General features: G+C 62.3%; 22 protein-coding genes. 11 read left to right on the top strand and 11 right to left on the bottom strand.

Annotated elements, in window-relative coordinates; genetic code table 11:
- The first annotated feature begins 25 nt into the window (after positions 1–25).
- The 3 genes from NKH78_RS19440 (at position 26) to NKH78_RS19430 (ending at position 3012) form a co-directional block, all read left to right on the top strand.
- Positions 26–1066 (top strand): RluA family pseudouridine synthase, encoded by a 1041-nt coding sequence (locus NKH78_RS19440; protein WP_352739583.1) that lies wholly within the window; start codon positions 26–28, stop codon positions 1064–1066.
- A 187-nt stretch (positions 1067–1253) separates the two neighbouring features.
- Positions 1254–2165 (top strand): RNA polymerase sigma factor RpoH, encoded by a 912-nt coding sequence (gene rpoH / locus NKH78_RS19435; protein ID WP_023678514.1) that lies wholly within the window; start codon positions 1254–1256, stop codon positions 2163–2165.
- A 313-nt stretch (positions 2166–2478) separates the two neighbouring features.
- Complete coding sequence (locus NKH78_RS19430; RefSeq protein ID WP_352777834.1) at positions 2479–3012, top strand: hypothetical protein; 534 nt, start codon at positions 2479–2481, stop codon at positions 3010–3012.
- A 198-nt stretch (positions 3013–3210) separates the two neighbouring features.
- Here the strand turns inward: NKH78_RS19430 and NKH78_RS19425 are convergent, their stop codons facing one another.
- From NKH78_RS19425 to NKH78_RS19410, 4 genes are all read right to left on the bottom strand, one after another.
- Positions 3211–4083 (bottom strand): MBL fold metallo-hydrolase, encoded by an 873-nt coding sequence (locus NKH78_RS19425; protein WP_352739586.1) that lies wholly within the window; start codon positions 4081–4083, stop codon positions 3211–3213.
- A 152-nt stretch (positions 4084–4235) separates the two neighbouring features.
- Positions 4236–4895 carry a peroxiredoxin gene (locus NKH78_RS19420; protein WP_023678511.1) on the bottom strand — a complete coding sequence of 220 codons (660 nt, stop codon included), beginning with the start codon at positions 4893–4895 and terminating at the stop codon, positions 4236–4238.
- A 174-nt stretch (positions 4896–5069) separates the two neighbouring features.
- Positions 5070–5435, bottom strand: coding sequence for a cell division protein ZapA (locus NKH78_RS19415; RefSeq protein WP_023678510.1), 366 nt, complete (start codon positions 5433–5435; stop codon positions 5070–5072).
- Between the two features lie 4 nt (positions 5436–5439).
- Positions 5440–5712 carry a DUF4164 domain-containing protein gene (locus NKH78_RS19410; protein ID WP_023678509.1) on the bottom strand — a complete coding sequence of 91 codons (273 nt, stop codon included), beginning with the start codon at positions 5710–5712 and terminating at the stop codon, positions 5440–5442.
- A 260-nt stretch (positions 5713–5972) separates the two neighbouring features.
- Here NKH78_RS19410 and tkt point away from each other — a divergent pair, with 260 nt between their 5' ends.
- From tkt to NKH78_RS19395, 3 genes are all read left to right on the top strand, one after another.
- Positions 5973–7964, top strand: a complete 1992-nt coding sequence (gene tkt, locus NKH78_RS19405; RefSeq protein ID WP_352883534.1) for a transketolase — start codon at positions 5973–5975, stop codon at positions 7962–7964.
- 158 nt (positions 7965–8122) lie between these two features.
- Complete coding sequence (gene gap, locus NKH78_RS19400; protein ID WP_023678507.1) at positions 8123–9133, top strand: type I glyceraldehyde-3-phosphate dehydrogenase; 1011 nt, start codon at positions 8123–8125, stop codon at positions 9131–9133.
- 218 nt (positions 9134–9351) lie between these two features.
- Entirely contained in the window at positions 9352–11241 is a 1890-nt protein-coding gene (locus NKH78_RS19395; RefSeq protein ID WP_352739590.1) for a potassium/proton antiporter, read from the top strand.
- Positions 11242–11414: 173 nt separating this feature from the next.
- Here NKH78_RS19395 and NKH78_RS19390 read toward each other — a convergent pair whose 3' ends face one another.
- A complete protein-coding gene (locus tag NKH78_RS19390; protein ID WP_352739592.1) occupies positions 11415–12332 on the bottom strand; it encodes a polyprenyl synthetase family protein in 918 nt (305 codons plus the stop codon).
- 79 nt (positions 12333–12411) lie between these two features.
- Between NKH78_RS19390 and NKH78_RS19385 the strand changes: the two genes are divergently transcribed.
- The 3 genes from NKH78_RS19385 to NKH78_RS19375 all read left to right on the top strand — a co-directional run bounded on the left by NKH78_RS19385 (position 12412) and on the right by NKH78_RS19375 (position 14093).
- Positions 12412–13170 (top strand): biosynthetic peptidoglycan transglycosylase, encoded by a 759-nt coding sequence (locus tag NKH78_RS19385; protein WP_352505152.1) that lies wholly within the window; start codon positions 12412–12414, stop codon positions 13168–13170.
- A 139-nt stretch (positions 13171–13309) separates the two neighbouring features.
- Positions 13310–13492 (top strand): 50S ribosomal protein L32, encoded by a 183-nt coding sequence (gene rpmF, locus NKH78_RS19380; protein WP_006203806.1) that lies wholly within the window; start codon positions 13310–13312, stop codon positions 13490–13492.
- 199 nt (positions 13493–13691) lie between these two features.
- The gene (locus NKH78_RS19375; protein ID WP_254816550.1) at positions 13692–14093 is read left to right on the top strand and encodes a hypothetical protein; all 402 of its coding nucleotides are present in this window, start codon (positions 13692–13694) and stop codon (positions 14091–14093) included.
- Positions 14094–14103: 10 nt separating this feature from the next.
- Here the strand turns inward: NKH78_RS19375 and NKH78_RS19370 are convergent, their stop codons facing one another.
- The 3 genes from NKH78_RS19370 to NKH78_RS19360 form a co-directional block, all read right to left on the bottom strand.
- On the bottom strand, positions 14104–14535 hold the full coding sequence (locus tag NKH78_RS19370; RefSeq protein WP_352739594.1) for a GlcG/HbpS family heme-binding protein: 432 nt from the start codon (positions 14533–14535) through the stop codon (positions 14104–14106).
- 99 nt (positions 14536–14634) lie between these two features.
- On the bottom strand, positions 14635–14865 hold the full coding sequence (locus NKH78_RS19365) for a hypothetical protein (RefSeq protein ID WP_023678501.1): 231 nt from the start codon (positions 14863–14865) through the stop codon (positions 14635–14637).
- A gap of 76 nt (positions 14866–14941) precedes the next feature.
- On the bottom strand, positions 14942–15466 hold the full coding sequence (locus tag NKH78_RS19360; RefSeq protein ID WP_352739595.1) for a winged helix-turn-helix transcriptional regulator: 525 nt from the start codon (positions 15464–15466) through the stop codon (positions 14942–14944).
- 96 nt (positions 15467–15562) lie between these two features.
- Here NKH78_RS19360 and NKH78_RS19355 point away from each other — a divergent pair, with 96 nt between their 5' ends.
- Positions 15563–16414, top strand: a complete 852-nt coding sequence (locus NKH78_RS19355; RefSeq protein ID WP_352739597.1) for an alpha/beta fold hydrolase — start codon at positions 15563–15565, stop codon at positions 16412–16414.
- 49 nt (positions 16415–16463) lie between these two features.
- Positions 16464–17120, top strand: a complete 657-nt coding sequence (locus NKH78_RS19350; RefSeq protein ID WP_352739598.1) for a glutathione S-transferase family protein — start codon at positions 16464–16466, stop codon at positions 17118–17120.
- A gap of 141 nt (positions 17121–17261) precedes the next feature.
- Here the strand turns inward: NKH78_RS19350 and NKH78_RS19345 are convergent, their stop codons facing one another.
- The 3 genes from NKH78_RS19345 to NKH78_RS19335 all read right to left on the bottom strand — a co-directional run bounded on the left by NKH78_RS19345 (position 17262) and on the right by NKH78_RS19335 (position 19119).
- Positions 17262–17549, bottom strand: coding sequence for an ArsR/SmtB family transcription factor (locus NKH78_RS19345; protein WP_254816544.1), 288 nt, complete (start codon positions 17547–17549; stop codon positions 17262–17264).
- Positions 17550–17580: 31 nt separating this feature from the next.
- Positions 17581–18828 (bottom strand): MFS transporter, encoded by a 1248-nt coding sequence (locus tag NKH78_RS19340; RefSeq protein ID WP_023678496.1) that lies wholly within the window; start codon positions 18826–18828, stop codon positions 17581–17583.
- 96 nt (positions 18829–18924) lie between these two features.
- A complete protein-coding gene (locus NKH78_RS19335; RefSeq protein WP_023678495.1) occupies positions 18925–19119 on the bottom strand; it encodes a DUF1192 domain-containing protein in 195 nt (64 codons plus the stop codon).
- Positions 19120–19153 lie beyond the last annotated feature (34 nt).

The raw sequence follows: 19153 nt of genomic DNA, 5'->3' as shown, positions 1-19153 counted from the left end.
GCAGCAGATTCCGGAACTGTTTTCGATGAGCGCTCATAACGAAGAGGTCAGACAATTAATAGGGGCCGGACCGATCGTGCTGGAGGCGGGCGCCGATGCCGCCGGCCAGCGGCTCGACCAATGGCTGGCGGCCAGGCTCGGCCCCGACATGTCGCGCAGCCGGGTGCAGATGCTGATAAAGCAAGGCGCGGTCAGGATCGGCGGAAGGCAGGTCGAAGAGACGAAGCGCAAGATGGCACAAGGTGACAGCGTGTCGGTCGACATGCCGGAGCCTGAACCGGCGGCGCCGCAAGGCGAAGATATTGCGCTGGACGTCCTCTACGAGGACAACGCGCTAATCGTCATCAACAAGCCGGCCGGGCTGGTCGTGCATCCCGGCGCCGGCAACTGGACCGGTACACTGGTCAACGCGCTGATCCATCATTGCGGCGACAGCCTGTCCGGCATCGGCGGCGTGAGACGGCCGGGCATCGTCCACCGCCTCGACAAGGAGACCAGCGGCGTCATGGTCGTCGCCAAGACCGACCGCGCCCATAAGGCGTTGTCGGAGGCCTTTGCCGACCACGGCCTGACCGGCGATCTCGAGCGCGCCTATCTGGCGTTGGTCTGGGGCATACCGGCAAGGCCGACCGGGACGGTCGACGCGCCGCTCGGCCGCGCCGCCGACCGGGTACGCCGTGCCGTGGTGCCGCAAGGCCGCGACGATGCGCGCCATGCCATAACGCATTTCACCGTCGTCGAGCGCTTTGGCGAGCAGGAGCAGGAATTCGCCACGGCGAGCCTGGTCGAATGCCGGCTGGAGACCGGTCGCACCCACCAGATACGCGTCCACCTGGCCCATATCGGCCATCCGGTGATCGGCGACCCCGAATACGGCCAGGCTTTCCGCACCAAGGCCAACCGGTTACCCGAGCCGCTAAGGAGCAAGGTAAAGGCGTTTCCGCGACAAGCTTTGCACGCCCGCCTCCTTGCATTTCGCCATCCCGATACCCATCTAACGATGAGGTTCGAAGCACCGATACCGTGGGACATGGAGGAACTCGTCGACGGCTTCCGCAAGCTCTGAACCAACACCCTGAAAACCTGACCGGCGTTGTTCACTTCAGCGTGACACACTGTTTCGTGTTGAACAAATGCCTGTCTTTCTGGTTTTGTTCCTATATATGTCGGTTGGCGCGAATGTGCCTTTGGCATTCGTGCCACATGCCCGCCGCGTTTCGGGGGCATCACTCCAATAGAGAGGGGGCGCTATCATGGCCCAGTCATTACCCAGTATCGTTTCCGGCGAAGGCGGTCTCAGCCGCTACCTGGAAGAAATCCGCCGCTTTCCGATGCTTCAGCCGCAGGAAGAGTACATGCTCGCCAAGCGCTACGCCGAGCATGAGGACACCACGGCTGCGCACAAGCTCGTCACTAGCCACCTTCGGCTCGTCGCCAAGATCGCCATGGGCTATCGCGGCTACGGCCTGCCGATTGGCGAGGTGATCTCGGAAGGCAATGTTGGCCTGATGCAGGCCGTCAAGAAATTCGAACCGGAGCGCGGCTTCCGTCTCGCCACCTATGCGATGTGGTGGATCAAGGCCTCGATCCAGGAATACATCCTGCGCTCGTGGAGTCTGGTCAAGATGGGCACCACCGCCAACCAGAAGCGCCTGTTCTTCAACCTGCGCAAGGTGAAGGGCAAGATCCAGGCGCTCGATGAAGGCGATTTGAAGCCCGACCAGATCACCGAGATTGCCACCCGGCTGAACGTCTCGGAAGCGGAAGTCGTGTCGATGAACCGCCGTCTGTCGGGCGACGCCTCGCTCAATGCGCCCATCCGGGCCAGTGAAGGCGAGTCCGGCGAATGGCAGGACTGGCTGGTCGACGACCACGAAAGCCAGGAAGAGATGCTGATCGAGCAGGACGAGCTGGAAAACCGGCGCGGCATGCTGTCCGGCGCTCTTGCCGTGCTCAACGACCGCGAACGTCGCATCTTCGAGGCGCGCCGCCTCGCCGATGAGCCGTTGACGCTGGAAGAGCTGTCGGCCGAGTTCGATATCAGCCGCGAGCGCGTGCGGCAGATCGAGGTGCGTGCCTTCGAGAAGGTGCAGGACGCGGTCAAGGCCGCGGCCAAGCGCCAGACGCAGGCGTTGCGCACGATTGAGGCGCAGCCGGCGGCGTAAGGCCTCCAAGAGAACCAAAAAACGGCGGCGTCAGGTAACTGGCGCCGCCGTTTTTCTGGAGGGTTGCCGGTTCCGCGGCGCGCGGATGTCCGATCCGCTGGCATAGCTGCTCAGTAGCGTTGCCATGGCGTCCGCAGACGATCCCACTGATAGCGGCATTACCGCAATTTTCCCCAAGCCCTGAAAACCGTAACGTTGCAAGCTGTGGCGGCAATGTTCCGGCGCCGACCGCGGCATTCCACAAACCGGCGCTCGCGGCAGGCGGCGCGATAACTAGCCTGTGGGGCTGCCTCAGGCAGTTGGAGCTCGTCTGTTGGAAACGAAAGGCAGTATGACGATGACGATTTCCCCGTTTCTGACCGCTCTTGGATCCGAAGGTCCCCCAGCCGATCGGGCGAAAGACATGGCCCTCTATGGATGGCTAATTGGAAGCTGGGAAATGGACTCGGTCCACTATCTCGACGACGGCACAATCCAGAAATGGGATGGCGAATGCCATTTTGGCTGGGTGGTCGAAGGCCGCGCGATTCAGGACGTTTGGATCAGGCCCAAGCGCCCTGCGCCGTCCACGATGTACGGCACGACCCTGCGCATCTTCGACCCTGGGATCGATGGCTGGCACATCATATGGAACGACCCGCTCAACCGGGATCACTCGCGCCAGATCGGCCGAGCCGAGGGTAAGGACATTGTCCAGCTCGGCGATGACTCGCGCGGCCTGAAAACTCGTTGGCGTTTCACAGAGATCACTGCCAACAACTTCCATTGGATCGGCGAGGAAAGATCTTCCGAGAGCGACCCTTGGCAAATCACGTATGAACATTTAGCCCGCCGAACAAAACCCTGACGCCGAGTAAACACCTGGCTGAGGTCTGCGCTGCTCCTCATCCGGCTGCCGCCACCGTCTTCCCGCATGGCCTATCGGATTCAAACATCGCAAAAATCGAATCAGGATCAATAAGGATCAATAACTTGAATGACCGTCGCAGAACGATGAGGGCGGCGCCAAGTTTGGATGGCACTGTAGTGCCAGCGACCCATCTCCTCACAGGCAATCGAGCGGAAACTTCAGATAGCGCCGTCCGTTGGATTCCGGTTCCGGCAGGCGTCCGCCGTTCATGTTCACCTGCAGCGCGTGCAGGATCAGCCGCGGCATCGGCAACGTCCTGTCGCGGGCTTGGCGGAGCGCGACGAAGTCGGCTTCCGTCTTGCCGCCGGCAACATGGATGTTGCTGGCTTTCTGCTCCGCGACCGTGCTTTCCCAGCGCGCTTCGCGACCGCCCGGCTGGTAGTCGTGACCGACGAACAGACGTGTCTCGTCCGGCAGCGCCAGGATGTCCTCGATCGAACGCCAGAGCCGCTCGGCACTGCCGCCCGGAAAGTCTGTCCTGGCGGTGCCGCTATCCGGCATGAACAACGTGTCGTGGATGAAGGCGGCGTCGCCAATGACGTAACTGATCGAGGCCAGTGTGTGGCCCGGCGAGAACAGCACTCTCGCCGGAAGGCCGCCGACCGAAAAAGTTGCGCCGTCGGCGAATAGCCTATCCCATTGCGAACCGTCGGGGGAGAATTCCGACCAGTTGTAGATCACCTTCCACAATTTCTGGACGTCGATGACCTTTTCGCCGATTGCCGTCGGCGCTCCGGTTCTCCCCCTCAAATAATGGGCGGCGGAGAAATGATCGGCATGCGGATGCGTGTCGAGGATCCACTCGACCTCCAGCCCGCTTTCCCTGACGAAGTCGAGCAGGGCGTCGGCGTTCTTCGTTGCCGTTGCACCGGACCTTTCGTCGAAGTCGAGCACCGGATCGATGATGGCGCATTTGCGGGTCGCCATGTCGGCGACCACATACTGGACGGACCCGCTCGGCTCGTCATAGAAGCCGGTGACCTGCGACCTGGCCGATAATGCGTCCAATCCCAGCCTCCTTCGCCCCTCACCACGGCAGGAAGGATTTTCTCTGCCACGGCAAATGAAAGGCATGGTTGTCCGTCAACCAGGCGCCGTCAAGCACCCCATGCTCATAGGGTCAGGAAAACCGAAAATTTCTCCGTGCCGCCCCTGCCTGCTCAGGCGGAAGGCTGCTTGGTCTTCCTGAGATATGGCAGGATCGTCTCATAGGCGCCGAAGCGCTTGATGGCATCCTCATTCGAGACGGCAGCGGTGATGATGACGTCCTCGCCCTGCTTCCAGTTCGCCGGCGTCGCCACCTGGTGCTTGGCGGTCAGCTGCATGGAATCGATGGCGCGCAGGATTTCGTCGAAGTTGCGGCCGGTCGTCATCGGATAGGTGAGAACCAGCTTGATCTTCTTGTCGGGCCCGATGACGTAAACCGAACGCACCGTGGCATTGTCGGCGGGCGTGCGGCCTTCCGAGCTCTCGCCGGCACCCGCCGGCAGCATCTCGTAAAGCTTGGCGACCTTGAGATCCTTGTCGCCGATCAGCGGGTAGTTCACCGAATGACCGGTCGCGGTCTTGATGTCGTTCTGCCACTTTTCATGGCTTTGGACGGGATCGACCGAGATGCCGATGATCTTGACGTTGCGCTTCCTGAACTCGCCTTCGAGCCCGGCCATTGTGCCGAGTTCGGTCGTGCAAACCGGCGTAAAGTTCTTCGGATGGCTGAACAATACTGCCCAGCCGTCGCCGATCCATTCATGGAAGCTGATCGGTCCTTGCGTGGTCTCAGCGGTGAAGTCCGGTGCGATATCGTTGATACGAAGGCTCATGGCGTGTCCCTACCCTGTGAGTGCAGATCGCAGCCGGCGTTGACCGGCGCTGCTTTTGCCTTTCTATCACTCCGGCGTCATCCTTCAAATGCCTGTTGCGCCGGCATCAAGGCCGGCGGCGAAATATTTTCATTGCTTCTCGGCAAATGCCGCAGGAATTTTCGCTGCGCTGGCTCAGGCCTTGTTCACTGCCAGCGTCGTCGCCAGGTCTTCCATGCGCTGGGCCAGCGCGCCGAGCGCCCCGGTCAGCGCGGAATCGTTCTTGTCGGCCTTGGTCAGTGCGTCGTCGCGCGTCTTGCGCAGCGTCAGCACTTCGCTTTCCATGCCCTTGACCCGCTTTTGCAGTTCCGAAAGCTCGTCCATGACCATGATGCCGGCCATCACGGTCAGCCGCTGGTCGCCAATCTCGCCAAAAGAATCCTTCAGATGCGAAACATAGCGGTCGAAGCGCTCGGCAAGATCGATCAGATGCTCTTCCTGGCCCTCGTCGCAGGCCATCCGATACTGCTTGCCGTCGATGGAAACCGTGACTTGTGCCATTAGCCTACCTGTCCAGTACCGCGCGGATGGTTTCCATGGCTGTCACCAGCCTTCGCGACACTTCTTTGTTGGCATCTTCCAGCCGTTCGGCGCGAGCTTCGGAATTGTCGAGCTCCTGCGCCAGCCGCGAGCGGTCGGCGTTCATCCGCTGCACTTCGGCCTCGGCTTCCGAATAGTCCCGCTCATGCTCGAGCTTGGCCGCGACGGCGTTTTCCAGCCCGTCGATGGCCTTACCCAGCCTGGCAATGACTTCCTTGAGGGTCGTTTCCCCGGTCATGGCTTTCGTCCTGCGCCCTGCCCATCACCGAATCATCCACGTTCAGAACGCGTTATCCCTGAAACATTACGCATCGTGTGAACCGCACGTCAATAAAGCTGTCGCGACTGTCCCCTGCTAACGCTAATGTAAGTCGCGCATGGCCATCACAAGACCGGCAAAAGCACACCGATTTGTTGACTAAAAGGCCGCGCCTGCTATGTGTCGCGCACCCTTTTCAAGGGCTTTCCCAAGGCCCAAACCCCCATTTTGGAGGAAGCATGACTTCGCGCGAACAACATGACCGGATGGCCAATGCGATCCGTTTTCTCGCCATGGACGCTGTGGAGAAGGCAAACTCCGGCCATCCCGGATTGCCCATGGGCTGCGCCGACATCGCCACGGTGCTGTTCACCCGCTTTCTCAAATACGATCCGAAGAACCCGCATTGGCCGGACCGCGATCGCTTTATCCTGTCGGCCGGCCACGGCTCGATGCTGCTTTACTCGCTGCTCTATCTGACCGGCTACGAAGACATCACCATCGACCAGATCAAGCAGTTCCGCCAATTGGGGTCGAGGACCGCGGGCCACCCGGAATACGGCCATGCCGCCGGCATCGAGACGACGACAGGCCCACTCGGCCAGGGCCTTGCCAATTCGGTCGGCTTCGCACTCGGCGAGCGCATCATGAATGCCGCTTTCGGCAATGATCTCGTCGACCACTACACCTATGTGCTGGCCGGTGACGGCTGCCTGATGGAAGGCGTATCCCAGGAAGCCATTGCGCTTGCCGGACATCTGAAGCTGAACAAGCTGATCGTCTTCTGGGACAACAACAACATCTCGATCGATGGCCCGGTGTCGCTGGCCGACAACACCGACCAGGTCGCCCGCTTCCAGGCGTCCGGCTGGAATGCCAGCCATATCGACGGCCAGGACCCGGAAGCGATCGCCTATGCCATCGAAGCGGCCCGCCACTCCGACAAGCCGACGATGATTGCCTGCAAGACGACGATCGGCTTCGGCGCGCCGACCAAGGCCGGCACCAACAAGGCACATGGCTCGCCGCTCGGCACCGAGGAAATCGCCGGCGCCAGAAAATTCTTCGGCTGGGATTCGCCGCCCTTCGAGGTCCCGGCCGACAGCCTCGACGCATGGCGTACCGCCGGGCGGACCAGCGTCAAGGCGCGCACCGACTGGGAGAGCCGGCTTGCCAAGGCCGATGCCAAATTGCGCGCAGAGTTCGAACGCCGCATCAGTGGCACGCTGCCAGCCAACTTCGACGCCGTCATTGGCGATTACAAGAAGAAGCTCGCCGCCGACAAGCCGAAGGTCGCCACCCGTAAGTCATCGGAAATGGCGCTGGAGGTCATCAACGGCGCCGTGCCCGAAACCATCGGCGGCTCGGCCGATTTGACCGGCTCCAACAACACCAAGACCAGCCAGACCAAGAACATCACCGCCGACGATTACGGCCAGCGCTACGTTCATTACGGCGTTCGCGAGCACGGCATGGCGGCCGCGCTCAACGGGCTGACATTGCATGGCGGCATTATCGCCTATGGCGGCACTTTCATGTGCTTTTCCGATTATGCCCGTCCGGCGATGCGGCTTGCTTCGCTGATGGGCATCCGCTCGATCTTCGTCATGACCCATGATTCCATCGGCCTTGGCGAAGACGGCCCGACCCATCAGCCGGTCGAGCATCTGGCAGCACTTCGCGCCATTCCGAACCACAATGTCTTCCGCCCGGCCGACGCGGTGGAAACCGCGGAATGCTGGCAGTTGGCCATTGAGTCGGAAAAGACGCCTTCGACATTGGCGCTGACCCGGCAGAACCTGCCGACGGTACGCAACGACTTCGTTGCGGAAAACCTCTCCAGCCGCGGCGCCTATGAACTTGCCGCCGCCAGTGGCGAGGCGGCGGTGACGATCTTCGCTTCGGGCTCCGAGGTCGAGATCGCGCTGGCCGCCCGCGAGGCCTTGGAAAAGCACGGCCACGCGACCCGCGTCGTCTCGGTGCCGTGCTTCGAATTGTTCGACAAGCAGAGCGCCGATTATCGCAGCAGGACGATCGGCAATGCGCCGCTCAAGATTGCCATCGAAGCCGGCATCCGTCAGGGCTGGGATCACTTCATCGGCACCGACGGCATCTTTGTCGGCATGACCGGCTTCGGCGCCTCCGGCACCATCGAACAGCTCTACCCGCATTTCGGCATCACAGCCGAGGCAACGGTGAAGGCGGCGGAAGCCCGTCTGCATGGCAAATGAAAGTGAGCCCCGCCCGGCAAAGGCTGGCATAGCGGTTTTGCCGGGCGGTGGAGCACTAATCGATTTAAATCCACGCCTCGGCGGCTGGATTCTTTGCCCGTCCGCCGTTATGAAGCTGCGGACTTGATCTTCGGCCTCCAACTCCCAGGGAGAGAACAATGACCGTCAGAGTTGCCATCAACGGATTCGGCCGCATCGGCCGCAACATCCTGCGCGCCATCCATGAATCCGGCCGCAAGGATATCGACGTCGTCGCGGTCAACGATCTCGGCCCGGTCGAGACCAACGCGCATCTGCTGCGCTTCGACAGCGTGCATGGCCGCTTTCCGCATGAGGTGACGGTTGACGGCGACCAGATCATCGTCGGCAAGGAAAAATTCAAGGTCACCGCGATCAAGGATCCGACACAACTGCCCTGGAAGGAGCTTGGCATCGACATCGCGCTCGAATGCACCGGCATCTTCACCGCCCGCGACAAGGCCGTCGCCCATCTGACCGCCGGTGCCAAGCGCGTTCTCGTCTCCGCTCCGGCAGAGGGCGCCGATCTCACCGTCGTCTATGGCATCAATCATGACAAGCTGACCAAGGACCACATCGTCATCTCGAACGCCTCCTGCACCACCAACTGCCTGGCGCCGCTGGCGGCCGTGCTGAATGAGGCGGTCGGCATCGAGAAGGGCATGATGACGACGATCCATTCCTACACCGGCGACCAGCCGACGCTGGACACCATGCACAAGGACCTCTACCGCGCCCGCGCCGCCGCGCTGTCGCAGATTCCGACCTCGACCGGTGCTGCCAAGGCCATCGGCCTGGTACTGCCCGAACTCAAGGGCAAGCTCGACGGCATCTCCATCCGCGTGCCGACCCCGAACGTCTCGCTCGTCGATTTCAAGTTCATCGCCAAGCGGCCGACCACCGTCCAGGAGATCAATGACGCGGTGATCGCCGCCTCGAACGGCAAGCTGAAGGGCATCCTCGCCGTTACCCGTCACCCCAATGTTTCGATCGATTTCAACCATGATCCGCATTCCTCGATCGTGGCGCTCGACCAGACCAAGGTCATGGACGGCAACTTCGTTTCGGTGCTGTCGTGGTACGACAATGAGTGGGGCTTTTCCAACCGCATGGGCGATACCGCCGTCGCCTTCGGCAAGACCATCGCCTGATCGCAGAGCCAGCTTCTCGACCTGGAAGACGCCCGGCTCAGTCCGGGCGTTTTTCGTTGCAGCACGAACCGCCAACGCACGCTCTGCTGCTCGGGGATGCCAAAACTTTCGACGATCGGCAGCGTGGGGCAAAAAGCCACGCTGCTGCCTTGCAGCGGCCATGTCTTCGCCTCACTCTCCCGTGATGCCGGAGCATATCGACTAGGGGCGACCAACGAATGGAGCATGGTATCTATCTGGTGACGCTTGTTGGAGCAGCACTTGTCGTTGCCGCCGCGTTTTCGAGCTTGATCGCCTTCCGTTTCGGCGCCCCTCTCCTGCTGCTGTTTCTCTGCATCGGCCTCGCTACCGGAACCGACGGTCTCGGCATCCACTTCGACAACGCCCGAGTTGCTTATTTTGCCGGCTCATTGGCGCTGGCGGTCATCCTTTTCGATTCCGGCTTCGGTACGCCGCTCAACGCCTTACGGCAGGCGGCCGGGCCGGCGCTGTCGCTGGCGACATTCGGCGTCCTTTTGACCACCGGCCTGTTCGGCGCCGCCGCCTATTATCTGCTCGACCTGACCTGGCTGGAATCCTTCCTGCTCGGTGCCGCCGTCGCCTCGACCGACGCTGCGGCGGTGTTCTTCCTGCTACGCGCCGGCGAGATCAATTTGCGCGAGCGCGTGCGGTCCACGCTCGAGGTGGAATCCGGCACCAATGACCCGATCGCCATCTTCCTGACCATCACGCTGGTCGAGGTCATCGCCGCCAACATCCACCCCGAGGCAAAGGTGCTGGTTACCGATCTTGCCGTCGGTTTCCTGGTCAACATGGGCCTCGGTGCGGTCATCGGCATTCTCGGCGGCATGGCCATTGTGCGTCTTGTCGATCGCCTCAATCTCGATCACGGCCTGTTGCCGATCTTCGTGCTGACGCTGTCGCTGATGGTGTTTGCTGCCGCCGGCGCCGTCGGCGGGTCCGGCTTCCTGGCGGTCTATCTCGCAGGCCTGATTGCCGGCAATTCCGATATTCGGGCCGTCACCATCCTCAAGCGCTTCCAGGACGGCATGTCGTGGCTGGCGCAGATCATCATGTTCCTGATCCTCGGCCTGTTCGCGACGCCTTCGCAATTTCCGGCGATCCTGATGCCGGCAGTGCTGCTCGGCCTGTTCCTGATATTTGTGGCACGGCCAATCGCGGTCTGGCTGTGCCTGGTGCCGTTCCGCCTGCCACGCCCGGAAGTCGCCTTTGTCTCATGGGTTGGCCTGCGTGGCGCCGTGTCGATACTGCTTGCCATCACGCCGCTGCTCGGCGGCCTGGACAACGGCCGCCTCATCTTCAACACCGCCTTCATCATCGTGCTGGTCTCGCTGATCATCCAGGGATGGACCGTCGGGCCGCTGGCGCGCCGCCTCGGCCTTATCGTGCCGGCCCGCCTGGGACCGCTCGACAAGGTCGAATTGGAACTGCCGGGCTCCGCCCATCATGAGCTTCTCGCCTACCGCGTGGCACCCGGCAGCCCGGTGGCGCGTGGCGAACGCATTCCGCGCTGGGCGCGGCCATCGCTTGTGTTGCGCGACGGACGCTCGATGCGCTTCCAGGATATGGGCCGCCTGGCGGCCGGCGACCATGTCTACATCTTCGTACCGGACCGCTATCCGCGCCTGCTCGACAAGCTGTTCGCCAGCCGTGCCGTGGTCGATCCCGAGGATGCGGACTTCTTCGGCGCCTTCGCTGTCGATCCGTCACGCTCCGCCGAGGAACTGGAGACCGCCTATGCGCCGGGCCTGACCGAGGCGGAACGCAAGCTCAGCATCGGCGACCTGGTCACTACGCGGCTCGGCGGCCACGCCGAATACGCCGACCGCGTGCTGCTCGGTCCGATCGAGTTGATCGTTCGCGACGTCGACGACAAGGGCAGGATCACCGGCCTTGGCCTGTCCTTCGAGCCGACCGCGCCGGTGGCGCGCGTTCCGGTGTTCCTCAGCGCCGGCGAAATCCGCGACCGCATCGCCGCCTTCATCCGCAACCGGCGCAAGCCGGCCGAAGCGCAGGCGGTCGAGGCGGCGGCCGAGCTGGAACCGGTTCCGCAGCCCGTGGCGGAAAAGACAACTGGCGAAGGCTGACCGCTGTCGACGCTAGCCGCGGAACCCTGCCGCCGAGGGTTGAAGAATGGCCCGGCAACTGGCGTGGCGAGCCATATGGTCCGACATCGCCGGAGTCCCGATCGGCTGCTCCAAGGCATCTGCCCGAACAGTCGGCAATTCTCCGTGACTGTACGGCGCCATGGGGAGCGCTTTTAATTGTTGCGGGCCGCTACGAACTGCGCCGCTTGTTTCAGAAGCGCGGCTTGTTGGCCATAGGGCTCGAGCAGCGCATGAGCCTGGTCGACGAGGCCCTGGAGCTGATCCCGCGCCCAGCCCGGTCCGTGCAGCGCGACCAGCGTCGCCTTGCCGGCCGCGGCATCTTTGCCCGTGGCCTTGCCCATCTGATGCGCGTCGGCGGTCAGGTCGAGCAGATCGTCGGCAAGTTGAAAGGCAAGCCCAATCGCCGAACCAAATTCGGCCAGCCTTTCGCGGTCGCCCGACGGCGCGCCGGCAAGGATGGCGCCCGCTTCGCAGGCAAAGCGGATCAGCGCACCGGTTTTCATCGCCTGAAGCCGGATGATGCCGGCCTCGTCCGGCCGGCTTTGTTCGGCCTCGAGATCGAGCATCTGGCCGCCGACCATGCTTCCCGCCCCGGCGGCACGGGCCAGTGCCAGCACCAGCGCTGCCCTGCGCTCGGCCGGCAGCATTGTCGCCTCGTCGGCAAGGATGTCGAAGGTAAGTGTCAGCAAGGCGTCGCCGGCAAGAATGGCGGTCGCCTCATCGAAAGCCCTGTGCACGGTCGGCTGGCCGCGGCGCAAATCGTCGTCGTCCATGGCCGGCAGATCGTCATGGATGAGCGAATAGCAGTGCACGCATTCGAGCGCCGCCGCCACGCGCAGCGCCGCCTCGCCATCGGCTGAAAACAGTGCAGCACTTTCCATAACCAGGAAGGGACGCAGTCGTTTGCCGCCGTTCAGCACGCCATGTCGCATTGCCGCCATCAGGCGTTCGGGCCGCGCGACCTCGCCCGAAAGCGTGCGTCCGTCGAGCAACCGTCTCAGCAGCGCCTCGAGCGGAACTGCCCGGGCAATAAGTGCGGCTTCGAACGCCATTTGGTCGTCTTTCGTCATGGTCGGGAGCGGTAGCCGACACTCAGACGTTGCGCAAGAAGCCAAGCGCCATTATGCCGGGGGCAGGGAGTAGCGCGGACTGGGTGGCTTGGCGGAACCGATCGTCGATCACGAAACCGAAGGGTTGGACATGGCAAGACCGAGACGCGGCAGCCGCATCGGTCTTCAACGCTGGGTCCGGCGCGGCATCGCCGTCGCCGTCGTGCTGGCGTTGGTGCCGGTGCTGCTGACCTTCCTGTACCTGCCGTCATTCGTGCATCCGGTGTCGACATTGATGCTGAAGGACCTGGCGACGTTTTCCGGCTACGATCGGCGCTGGGTTTCCATCGACGAGGTCGCGCCGGTGCTGGCATATTCGGTCATCATGTCGGAGGACGGGCAGTTCTGTTTCCATCGCGGCGTCGATCTGGGCGAGCTGCGCGGCGTCGTCGACGATGCGCTCGCAGGCGAGATGACACGTGGCGCCTCGACCATCACCATGCAGACGGTAAAGAACCTTTATCTATGGTCGCGGCCGTTGGGCTCGGTCCGTAAGGTCGTCGAACTGCCGCTGGCCGTCTATTTCGATGCGGTGCTGTCGAAACGGCGGATCATGGAGATCTACCTCAACATCGCCGAATGGGGACCGGGCGTCTACGGCATCGAGGCCGCCGCCCAGCATCATTTCGGCGTCTCGGCAAAACAGCTGTCGCGCCGGCAGGCAGCGCTGCTTGCCGTCACCTTGCCGAACCCGATCGTGCGCAATCCAGCGAAGCCCGGGCCGGGACTGAGGCGGCTTGCCGCGTTGATCGAGCGGCGCGCGGGCCGCGCCGGCGCCTATGTCGGTTGCCTGCGATAGTGTCAAAAAAAAACACGGCGACGCTGGCCAAAACGCCATCGGGCGTGTATAGGCAGCCGACTTTCTCAGATTCCGGCCCCTGATGTGGCCCTTTCACGAGGGCCGGCGGGGCGTTTTGACCATGTAGTGGAGCATATCCATGGCCGTTCCGAAACGAAAAACCTCTCCGTCGAAGCGCGGCATGCGCCGTTCCGCCGACGCACTGAAGGCCCCGACCTATGTCGAGGACAAGAACTCCGGCGAGATGCGCCGTCCGCACCATATCGACCTAAAGACCGGCATGTATCGCGGTCGCCAGGTTCTGGAGCCGAAGGAAAGCTGAGAGAGCTTTCGACGGTTTACAGGTTGCGAAACGACCGGCCATTGGCCGGTCTTTTTGCGTTTGCGACAACTGATCGTATCAGCCGGGCCTGACATTGTTGTTTCACGCCGTCTTTGTCCGTGTTTATCGGTCGCACGAAAATTCTTGACGGCGAACGCCGGGCGCACTCTACAAAGATCAGTCCAACCGGAGCCGCCACATGTTCGGTGCCATCCCGCTGCTGATCGTGCCTTTCATCCTCTACAATCTCGGGCTTCTAGGAATATTCGGCAGCGGCGACGATCCGTGGGCGACCGAAATGTTTTCGGTCCGGATGATGTCGGGTGGCGTTTTCTCGATGACCCTCGGCGATCTTATCGTGCTGATCGCACTGATCTTCTTGTTCGTCGAAGTGGTGAAGTCGACGCGTACGACAAATGCCTCGATCATGGACCACCTTTTGTCGACCTTCGTCTTTGTGGCCTATCTGGTCGAGTTCCTGCTGGTGAAGGGCGCCGCCCATTCTGTTTTCTTCACACTGATGATCATAGCGCTGATCGACGTGCTAGCCGGCTTTTCGGTGTCGATGCGGTCGGCCAGCCGCGACATCAACATGAATTAAGGATCTCGGCTCAGCCCGGGTCGGCCCGAAAGCCAGCCGCCTCGATGCCGGCGATGGCTGCCGTTTCGTCATTGTCGGACGTGTCGCCGGAAATGCCGACGGCGCCGATGATCGTGCCAGCCTCGTCGCGGATCAGCACGCCGCCGACGACCGGCAGGACGCGCCCGCCCGACACGTCGGAGACGCCGGCGATCAGATGCGGGCGCTCCTTGGCGAAGGCTTCCACCCGGCGCGAGCCCATGCCGATAGCGAGCGCGCCATAGGCCTTGCCGGCCGACATTTGCGGACGCAGGAACGACGCGCCGTCCTGACGCTGGAACGCGACCAGATGGGCGCCGGCATCGAGCACCGAGACGCCAAGCGGCCTGAGCTTGAGCTCGGCACCCTTGGCAAAGGCGGCGGCGATGATTTCAAGGGCTTTGTCGAGCGTCAGTGCGGTCATGGCCGTGTCCTAAACGCGCCAGTTATCAACCGGCAGAACAGATCGCGGTGAAACTGTTTCGCGTACGAAAGGAAGCAGTGGGATCCAGGGAGCGCCGGCTTATTTCTTCTTGGCGCGAGGCTTCTTCACCGGCGCCGGAGGCGCATTGGCCAGGTCTTCCGCTTCCTTGGCAAGGCGCAGCGCCCGCAGCTTGTTGGTTTTGGCTTGGCGGGCGTCGCTCTCGGCGACATATTCCGCCATCGCCTTCTGGCGCACCGTGGCTGCCTCTTCCTGTTTCTTGAAACGCAAATCGGCCCGCGCACGGGCAGTGTCCTTAGAGTTCTCGACCAAGAGCGTTATCCAATCCCGTAAATTATCTTCAGTCCCTTGATAGCAGAGCCAGCCCGCAATTGGGAAAATAAGTTGGTCATGGCGCCGGATCGCAGCCGACGCGCTCCGCGTTGCGGGCGACCACCGCATCGTATTCGGCCTGCAAGATCGCGCGGACAGCGGGTCCAGTTGGCGCGGGAGATGTGCCCAGATGCTCGTAGCGCAACTCGTTCATGAACTGCTCCCACATCGGCGGGCCGCCTTTTTCCAGAAGCTCGGCACGGATCGAGAGCTCGTCGCTGACCGGCAGCCAGACGCGGCCCCAGGCGCCGAGATGGGCCAGGATCGGCACCAGCGTAATCGCCATTTCGGTCAGGCTGTAGATCGCCTTTTGCTTGTGGGAGGGATCGCCCGTCTTGGTCAGCATGCCGAGCTCCATCAGCCGCTTCAGTCGGTCGGCGAGGATGTTGGAGGCGATGCCCTCCATCGAGCCGTTGAGCAGTTCGCGAAAGTGGCGTCTGCCGCCGAAGATGATATCGCGAAGGATGATCAGGCTCCACCGGTCGCCGAACACTTCGAGCGACAGGTTGATGGGGCATCCGGACCGACGATCGATGTTCATGCGAATCTCCAAAACCGGTTGCATTATTGTATCGGTTTTAGTATCGTGCAACTGATTGCAAATTGCAATCAGATCGGAAGCCCACGGAGGAAAACCATGAAAAGCGCCGGACACCCCGAAATCGTATCGCAGACCTTCGGCGACCCGGCCCATCCGGCGGTGTTGTTGATCATGGGCGCGATGGCTTCCATGCTTTGGTGGCCCGAAGCGTTTTGCCGGAAGCTGGCCGGCGAGGGTCGCTTCGTGATCCGCTATGACAATCGCGATACCGGCCGTTCGACCAAATACGCGCCGGGCGAGCCGCCTTATACATTCGACGACATGGCGGACGATACTATCCGCGTCCTTGACGACCATGGAATCCGAAAGGCGCATATGGTCGGCATGTCGATGGGCGGCATGATCGCGCAGCTCGTGGCGTTGAAATACCCGTCGCGTGTCACTTCGCTGACGGTGATCAGCAGCTCGCCCTTAGGCATCGATACGTCGCATCTGCCCGGAACCACCGAGGCCTATAGGAGACATTCGGCCGAAGGCGCGAAGGTCGACTGCGCGGACCGGGGCCAAGTGGTCGATTTCATCGTTAAGGACGCGCATGCGCTCACCGGTGCGGCGCACTCTTTCGACGAGCAGCGAACACGGGCTTTCGTCGAACAGGATTATGACCGGTCCGGCGGTTTTCTAAGTGCGACCAATCATTTCATGCTCAAGAGTGGCGAAGATAGGAGCGGCGAGGACTGGACGGGTCGGCTGCGCGACATGAAAATCCCACTCCTTGTTATCCACGGCACCGACGATCCCATCTTTCCAGTCGAGCATGGCGCCGCTCTTGCCGACGCGGTCGCCGGTGCAAGGCTGCTCCGGATCGAGGGCGGCGGCCACGAGCTGCATCCCGACGACTGGGCCGCGATCATCGATGCCATCGTCGCCCACAGCCAGGCCAGATAGTTATCCGACCCCGACACCGCGAGACAGACCACCCAAGGAACGACAAACAATGTCCCTGATTATGCACCTTCATCCACTGGCCTCCTTCTGCTGGAAACCGCTGATCGCGCTCTATGAGAACGGCACGCCATTCACATCCGTCGTTGTCGATCTCGGCAATGAACAGTCGCGCGCGGCGTTTCTGAAATTGTGGCCGCTCGGCAAGATGCCGGTGCTGCGCGATGAAGCGCTGGACCGGACCGTGCCGGAATCGACGATCGTCATCGAATATCTCAACGCGTATTATCCTGGACCGGTCGAACTGATCCCCGCCGATTTTGATCTCGCTCGCCAGACCCGGCTCGCCGACCGCTTCTATGACTTCTACGTCCAGGAACCGATGCAGAAGATCGTTGGCGACCGGCTGCGGCCGGAGGGCAAGACCGATCCGTTCGGCGTCGAGCAGGCCCGCGCCCAGCTGCGCAGCTCCTACGCCATCATTGAACAGGACATGCAGTCGAGGATATGGGCGGCGGGCGCGAGCTTCACCATGGCCGACTGCGCTGCCGCCCCCGCGCTGTTCTACGCCAACAAGGTCGAGCCGTTCGGAGACGAATATCCTGCGGTCAGGCGCTATCACGACCGGTTGCTGCAACGCCCCTCGGTTGCCCGTGTGATCGAGGAAGCGCAGCCTTATTTCAAGCTCTTCCCCTACAACAATGGCTAGAGTGGTTCATCGTTTCATGGAAACGCCGGACCGCTCTATCTCTTTGTTTTTGCGCAATTCCGGACGGAAAACCGTTTCACACTTTTCCTGGAATTGATTAAGGCCTGAAGCTGCATAGTTGCCGACGTGCTGACGACGCCCTCAGCTTCCGGATGAACCGAGCTGCTCCGCATCCCAGAACTGGTCGAGCCAGATGTTGAGCTTCAGGAAGCCGGCATTGCTGACCGTATAGACGCGCCTGGTGCCTTCCGGCTTGGCGTTGACCAACCCCGCATCAAGCAGCACCTTCAGGTGCTGCGAAACGGCCGGGCGGGATACCGGCAAGCCGGATGCCAATTCGTTGACGGTCTTCGGTCCGCGCCGGAGCTCTTCCAAGAGATGGCGCCGGTTGGGATCGGCAATCGCCATGAAGGCGTCGGAAAGCATCATGCCTTATTTGTGGGGCAAAGCGCCTCGAATCTCAACTGTCGGCTTCAGCTTTTCTGCGCGGGTCGAGCCGCAACGCTTCCGGCGTCACCGAGCGATCGGCGGGCTGGGTCTTGAAGGCATCGCGGCCTTCGATCGGCACCGGCGCGCGACGGCTGATGCGCAGCAGCGTATAGCCAGCCAGGCTGAGATGCGCGAGCGCAGTGGCCAGGAACAGCCCCTCAGGGCGCATCCAGCCCATCAGGCCGGCGGCCACCAGCGGACCGATCATCGTGCCGAAGCCATAAAGCAGCAGCAGGCCGCCCGACACTTTGACGAAGTCCTCCGATCGCGCATGGTCATTGGCATGCGCCACCGCGATCGAATAGAGCGTGTAGGCGAAGGCGCCGTAGGCGGCGGTGCAGACGATGACGAAGACGCCGGAGCGCGGTTCGAACAGGAAGATGGCGATGGCAAACAGCGCAGCGCCGAAGGCCGCGCCCGCCAGCACGAAACGACGGTCCGTCGTGTCGGAGAGCCGCCCGGCCGGAAGCTGCATGGCAGCGCCGGCGATGACCACGAGGCTCATCATCAGCGCGATCTCGGCTGTCGAGATGCCGATGCGCGCTCCATAGACGGCACCAAGTGTACCCCAGGCGCCGTTGGCGATGCCGATCAGCACGCAAGCGATCGCCGACACCGGCGAATTGACGTAGAGCCCCTTGACGTCAAGCGACACGTCCTGCAGCGGCTTGGGGTGAGACGCCGTCGAGACCGCCGTCGGGATCAGCGACAGGCAGAACAGAATGCCGGTGATCATGAACAGCGACGCCGATCTCACATCGCCGCCGGCAACGATCATCTGACCGCCCATGATCGAGGCATAGGTGACCATCATGTAGAGGCCGAAGACGGTGCCGCGGTTTTCGTTGGTGGCCTTCTCGTTGAGCCAGCTTTCGATGACCATGAAGGCGCCGGCCATGGTGAAGCCGGTGAAGGCGCGCAGCAGGATCCAGGTATATTCGTCGATGATCAGGCCGGTGAGCAGTGCGACGATCGCTCCCGATGCGGCAAAGGCGCCGAAAGCCCTGACATGACCGGCGCGGCGCACGATGCGTGGCGCAAAGAAGCAGCCGGTGACGAAGCCGCCGGCCCAAGCCGTGCCCATCAGGCCGAGCGATGCCGTCGAGAAGCCCTCCACCTGGCCGCGCAGCGGCAACAGCAGACCGTGCAGTCCGGATGCCGCCAACAGGAACGCGGTGCCGCGCAGCAGCGAGAGGATCGGTCTGTAGCTTGCGAACATTTTTCAATCCGGCTGGGGTTTAGGGCACAAGTCTGGAGACAGCGGCATTCGGGCTTTTCGGCGGCGTGCCCGAGCTTTTGGAATTACCCGCAGTAACTACCCACGGCGAAACAGCGCCTCTGCCGCCGACTTGGTCGAGCCCTTGGTCTTGAGCTCGGCTTCCAGCCGGGCGATCTCGTCGCGCAGGATGCCGATCCGTTCGGACAATTCATCGACGGAAAGCAGCGACAGATCCTGCCCGATCTCGTGCGGGCGCGCTTTCTTCTTGGGTTCGTCGTCGAAGATCGCCATCGTCGCTCCTCCGTGATTGCCCATTTGCCTGATT

The sequence above is a fragment of the Mesorhizobium sp. M0910 genome, assembly GCF_040319465.1.
GTDB lineage: Bacteria > Pseudomonadota > Alphaproteobacteria > Rhizobiales > Rhizobiaceae > Mesorhizobium.
The sequence above is the reverse complement of the archived record's forward strand: the minus strand, read 5'-3'. Positions and strand labels throughout refer to the sequence as shown.